This window comes from Bacillus sp. JJ1127, from assembly GCF_036965845.1.
Taxonomy (GTDB): domain Bacteria; phylum Bacillota; class Bacilli; order Bacillales; family Bacillaceae_G; genus Bacillus_A.
The window spans coordinates 1-8,110 of record NZ_JBALQK010000196.1; the positions used below are offsets into that span (position 1 = coordinate 1).

Sequence of the window (8,110 nt, forward strand, 5' to 3'; positions counted from 1 at the left end):
CATCAAATCCTCTAAATACTCATCTTTAAGTTTATTAAATCGATTTCGAAGATTATATATAACATATTCTTTACTGGATATTTCATAATTTGTTATGGCGATGCTATAAATATTTTGAAAATTGATTGTTGCTTTTTTCTTTTTTTCGCCTGATTGAATATCTGTATGTCTTTCACGGATATTCATATCTACCATACCTAGTAAATATAAATAGGCTCTATCTAAATGCTCTTGGGTGCTGAAATCTGTTTTAATAATTGTTAATTGATTTTTAATTTTTTGCTCGACTTCGTTCATATCACAATGCTGAGAACTGTCATCGTATGTGTAAACCTCGAATTTAGAGAAAGCTTCATCATACCTATTAGATCCCTTTACATAATCATGACATTCTTTAGGAGTTCGATACTTCTGAGTAGCTTTCTTTTTTTTCTTTTTGGTATCATCTTTCTTTTTGTCCTCTTCCGTATCATCTTCCTTTTTCTTTTCAGTTGGAGGCTTATAATTATTTAAATCGGTCTTCAGTGTATCTAGCTTGCTTAGTTTTTTAGTGGTATGTAAATAACCTTTTTCAATATGTGAGAAATCTAGGAGTTTCGCCAAAATTAACCATATAGCGTCTTTGTAATCTGATGGTGCAGTAGAATCATATGTTTTAACTTGATGTATCGAAACGTAATTTCCATTCTTTTTAATCGAAAAATCTTCTAGCCATTCAAGCTCTAATTCATAGGATTTACATTCATCAAAGTTTAAATTTAGTTTATTAATCATTTTCAAAGCTACGTATATTCCAACTTTTCCTTGGTGATTATATCCATTCCAACTAGGACTTGCATCGGTTGTATATTGAGATTCTTTTTGAACTATACCTATACTCACAATAATTGTCTCCTCGTTATCTAAAAAATATTTTAGTGGTACTGAATATATATATGGATGTTACATAAATCCAAATTTGTTATCTATTTCTAGTATAACTTAAATACGTGCTAAATTTACGATATTAATAATTATAAAACTTTGTAATCCGGGGAATAATGAGTCTATTAAACACGTCAGGAGACTATTAAAATGAATAATTTTATTGATGATAGAACACATCAAAATTCTATAAGTCCCCTTTATAATTTAGTACCAAGTGGATTAAATACCGCTAATAGCGAAAGTCTAACGAGTTATTTAGTAAGATTAGCCGAAGCTCATTGTATATCTGTTGGCACACTCTTTAATAGATTAATTGCCCCTATTTTAGATAAAGAATACATTACTCGGAGTATAAAGCGTGGTGGAAATCGCTATTTTGATGGAGCAAGAAGTTTAAATGGAATCAACTCTAATGCTCTTAATTTAGTAAAAGCATTAGAGAAATTAACTTGGAGAGAAGAATTAATAAATCTAACTTTTCATAAATGGAAATTTGTCTTTACAAATAGAGGATTATTAAAGGGTTATTTATCATGGTGTACATTGTGTCTACAAGAATTTGAGGAACAATATAACTATGTTTACTATCCTTTAATTTGGTATGTTAAACCGATTACTTGTTGTTCGAAACATAAAATTACACTATGTGATAGGTGTTATATGTGTAGAAGGGGTATTCCAGTACTTCATAGAAATTTAGTTAATGGTCAATGTCCGTATTGCAATTCAAGTTTATACAAGAATATGAAAGGTCAAACTGAATTAATCAAATCAAATAAGTCATTATTTTATGCACAAAATATAGGAGAAATCATTTCGGTAATGGGGAAACAAGCAAATAGCATACCCAGAGCATTTATTCAACAGAGGTTAACTTTTTTGATTAGTCATTATACGAAAAAAAATTCAAAGAAAGATTTAGGTTTTCCAAAAGTAACTTTACATGAGTGGTCAACGGGAAAGTCTCTACCCATGATAGAGAAGCTCTTAGATATTTGTGATTTATTTGATATCTCGTTATACGAATTTTTTTTTGAAGGAAAATTACATTTGAGGTGTAAAAAAAATATCAATCCTTCGATAGCTATTAAAAATAATCGAGAAAATTTGAATTACTTAGAGATCGAAAAAATCTTAAATAATTATTTGGGTATGGAAGATTCGTTGTCTATGACTCAGGTTGCAAAGGAAATTGGAGTGAATAAAAGACTATTATATAAAAATATTCCTGTATTATGTAAAGCCTTATCTGAAAAGAATTTCAGGAATATTAGAGCTAGCAATATAAAAAGAAAAGCACAGTTAAATAGTCTTATTGAGATATCTTTTAAAGAGTTAATTAAAGAAGGGAAAAATCCTACTAGCAAGAATATAGAAAGGCATCTATCGGCGAATTGTTTATTTAGAGAAGCATTTGCTCAAGAATGCCTCACAAGATGTTGGGATGAATTTATATAGGATATAAAATTACCTCATAAACGAAAGAAGGTGGCAAAGAATTGTTAAATGAATCTGAATTTCTTAGCTGGTGTGCAAGGAATAATTTTCCGAAGCGAACTGAAGAATATATCAATAAGAGTATTCGGTCTGTCCAACCAGCTAGATTGGTTGGAACAGGAAATCGAAGTCTTTCTGGAAAATATCCGAGTAGAAAAATGGGTATGTATATACAGTGGGAGAGTGGGAAAGTTGAAGGACCTGCTGTTTTAATGTTGGAAAATGATGAGGATGTCATTGAGTACTATGATCAACCAAATAAAATTAAAATTAATTTTATTGATAGTGTTGGTAGAAAGAGAGGACTTCTTTATACTCCAGATTTTTTCGTTATTAGAAAAGATAGTGCTGGTTGGGAGGAGTGGAAGACCGACAAAGATTTGAACATACTGTCTAAAAAGCAACCTTGGAAATATATAAAGGACGAAAATGGGAATTGGAGGTGTCCTCCGGGAGAGAAATTTGCTCATCAGTTTGGTCTTCAGTTTATTGTTCGTTCTGATAAGGAAATTAATTGGAATTTACACAGAAACTATGTTTTTTTAGATAGTTATCTCAGAAAAGTAGATTTGTTAGATAATTTTAAGAATAATTATGAAGAAATAAAAGAAATAATTTTAAGTAATCCGGGTATTACACTTAAACAATTACTTATTGATTCCCAAAAAAAGGGTATTTATTCAGATAATATATACGCTTTAATAATATTACAGTCCATATATATCGACTTATCTAAGAATGTATTGGCAGAAAGTGAAAAGGTTCAAGTTTTTTTAGATAAGGAAAATGCGGATATGTATTCTAATGTTATCGAATGTGAAGTAGAGGTTTCTTATCCATCCAGGATTTCACTGGAAATAGGTGAGGATTTATTGTGGGATGGTGTAATGTGGAAAGTTATAAATATGGGACAAAAGAGTATCGCCATGTTATCAGAGGACAATAGGTATAATGACGTACCTAGAGAATTAATTGAGAATATGATTAAACAGGGGAAAATTACAAGTGATAAAAAAAATGTCAAATCAAATAATGAAGTAATTGAAATAATTAAAAGTGCTTCCGAAGAAGAATATAAAATTGCTAATTACAGATTGAAGTATGTTAAAGAATACATAAATAAAGAGTTTGTAGAAGGGAATGAAAAACCTAAATTAAGAACATTACGTGACTGGGTTGCAAAATATAGAAAGGCGACAAAATTATTCGGGAATGGTTATGTTGGTTTACTCCCTAATGATAAGTATAAGGGAAATAAGACAGAGAGACTCGATGCAGAAATAAAAGAATTGATGAATCACTATATCCTTAAGGAATATGAGACATTAATTGAAAAAAATAAATCAGTTGTTTGGGGGGCGTTTGCAGCTGCATGTGAAGAAAAAGGATTAATTGCCCCTAGTTTACAAACTTTCTGCAATTATATAAATAATAGACCACAAGAGCAGCAAATAAAAAAAATGAAAGGTCCTAGAGCAGCCTATCAAGTGGTATCAACTTATTGGGAACTTGAAATGACAACACCTAAACATGGCGATTTTCCATTGAATATTGCTCATTTGGATCATACAGAATTGGATATAGAACTTGTTAGTTCGCAAACAGGTAAAAATCTTGGGAGGCCATATTTAACTTTGATGACAGATGCATACTCTCGGAGAGTATTAGCATTTTATATGTCTTTTGAAACACCTAGTTATAGGTCGTGTTTAATGGCTTTTAGAGATTGCGTCAAGCGTTATAATCGTTTACCTCAGCAAATTGTGGTGGATAACGGAAAGGAGTTTCATAGTGTATATTTTGAAACATTCCTTGCAATGTATGAACGTGAAATTAAAAGAAGACCTTCTGCCCAACCTCGGTTTGGATCAATTATAGAACGTTTTTTTGGAACAACGAACACTGCTATAATACATAACCTTCAAGGTAATACAAAAATTATGAAAAATGTAAGGCAAGTAACTAGTAGTATAAATCCGAAAACACAAGCCTTATGGACTTTGCCACGTTTAACTTTAGCCCTTGAATACTATTTTTATGAGATTTATGATAATTTCGAGCATCCAGCTTTGGGACAAACACCACGCGAGAGTTTTCAAACAGGTTTATTGGAAGCTGGAGAAAGAGCGCATGAATTTATCCAATATGATGCATTATTTCGTATACTGACTTTACCATCTGCCAAATCAAGTGAAACTATTGTTCAGACAAATCGAGGCGTAAGAATAAATTATTTGAATTATTGGAATGATGAATTCAAAAATCCCAAAATTGAAAGAGATAAGGTAAAAGTTAGATATGACCCTTTTAATATAGGAGAAGCTTACGCTTATGTAAATAAAAAATGGGTCAAGTGCATTTCAGAAAATTATTCTGTATTTAATAACTTATCTGAGAAAGAATTGAAATATATTACTGCTGAAATTAGAAAATCAAAACAACTCCATTCAAAACGATATACTATAAACGCTAGAGAGATAGCTGGATATTTAAAAAAATTAGAGAATGACGAACAATTCATCCTGTTACAAGAGAAAATCGAGGACGCTAAGAATGCAATAAATTTACTTTATAATGGGGACAGTACTCAAACAGTTGAATCGGTACAAAAAGAACACGAATATTCACAAAAGGAACATTTTGAGGAAGATAATAGTTCAACTGACTTGTTAGAAATATTTGAGGAGTTTTAGAGATGAACAAAAACATACAAAATCCTGAAGATTTATTAAATGATCCTATTGAAGTAAGAGAAGAATATTTTATGAATAGAAACATTAATCATCCTCATCTTCGAACGGCGTTTAAGGACGTAATGGAAAAAATAATGGACTCAAAAAAAGGAAAAGTTTATTTAGTGTTTGGACCAACAGGGGTTGGAAAATCAACATTATTTTTAAGAGTAAAGAATGAAATTTTATCTTTAAATGAAGCTGAAATGCAAAGAAATCGAGGGATTATTCCAGTGGTTTCACTTGAATTACCCTCCCCTGATAATGGGAAATTTAATTGGAAAGATTTTTACCAGAGAATCCTTATTGAATTCAATGAGCCATTAATCGGTAAAAAAACAGATTATGAAAATCCGGGTAGGAAATCAAGGATTCGTAATTACTTACCTAATACTGCACCAGAACTTAGAAAATCTTTGGAAAATGCTATTTGTTATCGGGAAACTAAAGTTGTTTTATTAGATGAGGCTCAACATTTGCTAAAAACATCAAGTGGAAAACGCTTAAATGATCAAATGGATTCTATAAAATCTATTGCTAATTTGACTGGTGCAATCTTTGTCCTATTCGGGACTTATGAACTGATGAATTTTTTTGATTTAAATGGTCAATTGAGTAGAAGAACTAATGAAATTCATTTTCCAAGGTATGATTTTAAAAATAAACAGGATGTTCAGATTTTTAGAAGCGTAATAAACACATTTCAAACCCAGTTGCCTTTAAAAGTTGAACCAGATCTTCTCTCTAATTGGAGATTTTTGTATGAAAGATCTGTGGGGTGTATTGGGATATTAAAAGAGTGGCTTGATAGTTGTTTTAAAGATGCATTAAGAACTCAAGCACCAACGATTACGGTTGAGATGTTAAAAAAACATGCCCCTGCCCCAAGGAAGGCACATAAGATTGCAAACGAGGCAATAGATGGAGAACGGAATTTTGAACATCAAGAAGATAAACTTAACGAACTACAAGTTTTGTTAGGATTAAGTGAGGATAATGATAGGATAAAGACGAATACCAGTGTTTCAAAGCAAAGTAAAAATAAGCGTGTTGGTATTAGGAAACCCATAAGGGATAAAACAGGAATAGTTGAAGAGAATGAATAAAAATTTGAAGATCCAAAAGTCGGGTACAAAAATATTAAATGATAAATTGGAAGTATACGAAACATTTACTTTAAGTGAGGCACTTGTATTTCCAACTACACTTTATAAGCTAACTCCTATAAAAATAGGTGAATCTGATGTAGAAAGTTTGTCTAGTTTTCTTTCAAGACTTGCGGAAGCTCATCATATAACTTTGAGCTCAATTTTACAACATTATTTTAAACCATTTTTAGAAACAAATAGTAGTGTGAAAACATATACTTCTAATAACCATTTAATTAATGGCATGGGTGAATTATCTATAAGTGCAGTACGGTTGTTTGAGGAACTAACGTCTTGTAGGGATCTTGAAAAACTAACATTTATAAAATTTAAATATATATTGGATGGCTCCAAACTATTGAAAAAAACAAAAGAATGGTGTCCTAATTGTTTTCAAGAAATGAAAAATAGTGAATTACCAGTATATGAAAAACTTATTTGGACCATTAGGCAATATGAAATATGTGCAAAACATAATGTGAAATTAGTAAGTCAATGCAAATGTTGTGGATCTTCTCAGCAACAAATCAACTTAAAGAATAGAATAGGTTTTTGTCAAAAGTGTTTTAGTTGGTTGGGAGAAGAATATTGTGGAGATATAATTAATGGATATCCTGTGGAAGCTCATCATGCAATACAGCTGAATCGAATGATTAGTATTCAAGAAGAAGAATTGAGTTATGAAAGGTTAATATTCTCACTTAATAAAATATATGAAAGTATTGCAAGGGGATTTAAGAAACAATTTAGCAAAACTTACTTGGGCATTGACTATAGTACAGTTAAGAAGTACTTACATGAAGTGAAATTACCAACCATTAAAATTCTACTTAATATTTGTTTTCATGCAAGAATTGATGTCATTAATTTGTTTAAGGATGTCCCACTACATACAGATTATGTAGTGTCCACTATTCCTGCGCAAAAGAACTATTTTGTTGTTTCGAGGGATTTCGATAGGGTTAAAGAATATTTAGAATATATACTGAGTATATCTGATAAAGTATCTATTCATAGAATATGTAGGGAATTAGGGATTGGAAGTAATACCTTGAAATGTTATTTTCCAGAGTTAGTTGCTAAAATTGCTGGAAAATATGAAAATAACGGTTGTAATAAAAATTTTAATCAAGAGGATTCAAGAGCTAGAGAGAATACTCGGAAGTTTTTAGAGGATTACATTAACAATAAGGATTGTTTTTTTACGGTAAAGCAAATTACGGAAATGTTGAATTGTGATATATTAACGTTAAGATCAAACTTTCCACATTTGTGGGAAGAAATAAGAAAGAAAAATCTTAGTCGTCAGGGGAAAACGAATAAACGATATCCTAGTGTTAGAATTGATGTTGAGACTATTCAAATTTTCCTCGAGAGAGTTCTAGAGGGGATTAATAATGAGCCTGTATCAATTACTGAAATTTGTAAAGAACTAGGTGTAACACGACCGACTTTAAAGATACATTTTAATGATTTATTAGAAGAGATTAAGTTAAGAAATAAAGAGGTTGTTTCAAAAAGAAGTATAACTCTAAAGAAAAATAGAGAGATTAAGTTATTTGAGACAATACATCTATTATATGATAATGGCACTTATCCAAGCATGAGAAAAGTTCAAGAGGCGTTAGATTTTAATATTGGATTTGATAGTGATTTTATAGACTTATGGAGAGAAACTCTTAAGGGATTAAATTTACCTTTAAGATCTAATTAATACGACCGGTTTTTACATGAATTATTTTGTTTAAACTATAATAATGGCAGTATTTTGTGTTTAAAGCATAAAATTGTCTAAAGTGACCGATT

At 30.8% G+C, this 8,110-nt stretch carries 5 protein-coding genes; 4 read left to right on the top strand and 1 reads right to left on the bottom strand.

Going from position 1 to position 8,110, the window contains the following annotated elements:
• Positions 1-882 (bottom strand): ABC-three component system protein (locus V7183_RS18585; RefSeq protein ID WP_335360417.1); only part of this gene is annotated, 882 nt, incomplete at its 3' end.
• 192 nt (positions 883-1,074) lie between these two features.
• Here V7183_RS18585 and V7183_RS18590 point away from each other — a divergent pair.
• Genes V7183_RS18590 through V7183_RS18605 form a run of 4 tightly spaced genes read left to right on the top strand, consistent with a single transcriptional unit; the run spans position 1,075 to position 8,018 of the window.
• On the top strand, positions 1,075-2,385 hold the full coding sequence (locus V7183_RS18590; protein ID WP_335360418.1) for a TniQ family protein: 1,311 nt from the start codon (positions 1,075-1,077) through the stop codon (positions 2,383-2,385).
• A gap of 41 nt (positions 2,386-2,426) precedes the next feature.
• Complete coding sequence (locus tag V7183_RS18595) at positions 2,427-5,117, top strand: TnsA endonuclease N-terminal domain-containing protein (protein WP_335360419.1); 2,691 nt, start codon at positions 2,427-2,429, stop codon at positions 5,115-5,117.
• A gap of 2 nt (positions 5,118-5,119) precedes the next feature.
• Positions 5,120-6,262, top strand: a complete 1,143-nt coding sequence (locus V7183_RS18600) for an AAA family ATPase (RefSeq protein ID WP_335360420.1) — start codon at positions 5,120-5,122, stop codon at positions 6,260-6,262.
• The gene (locus V7183_RS18605; protein ID WP_335360421.1) at positions 6,255-8,018 is read left to right on the top strand and encodes a TniQ family protein; all 1,764 of its coding nucleotides are present in this window, start codon (positions 6,255-6,257) and stop codon (positions 8,016-8,018) included. The genes V7183_RS18600 and V7183_RS18605 overlap by 8 nt, the downstream gene beginning before the upstream one ends.
• Positions 8,019-8,110: the final 92 nt, after the last annotated feature.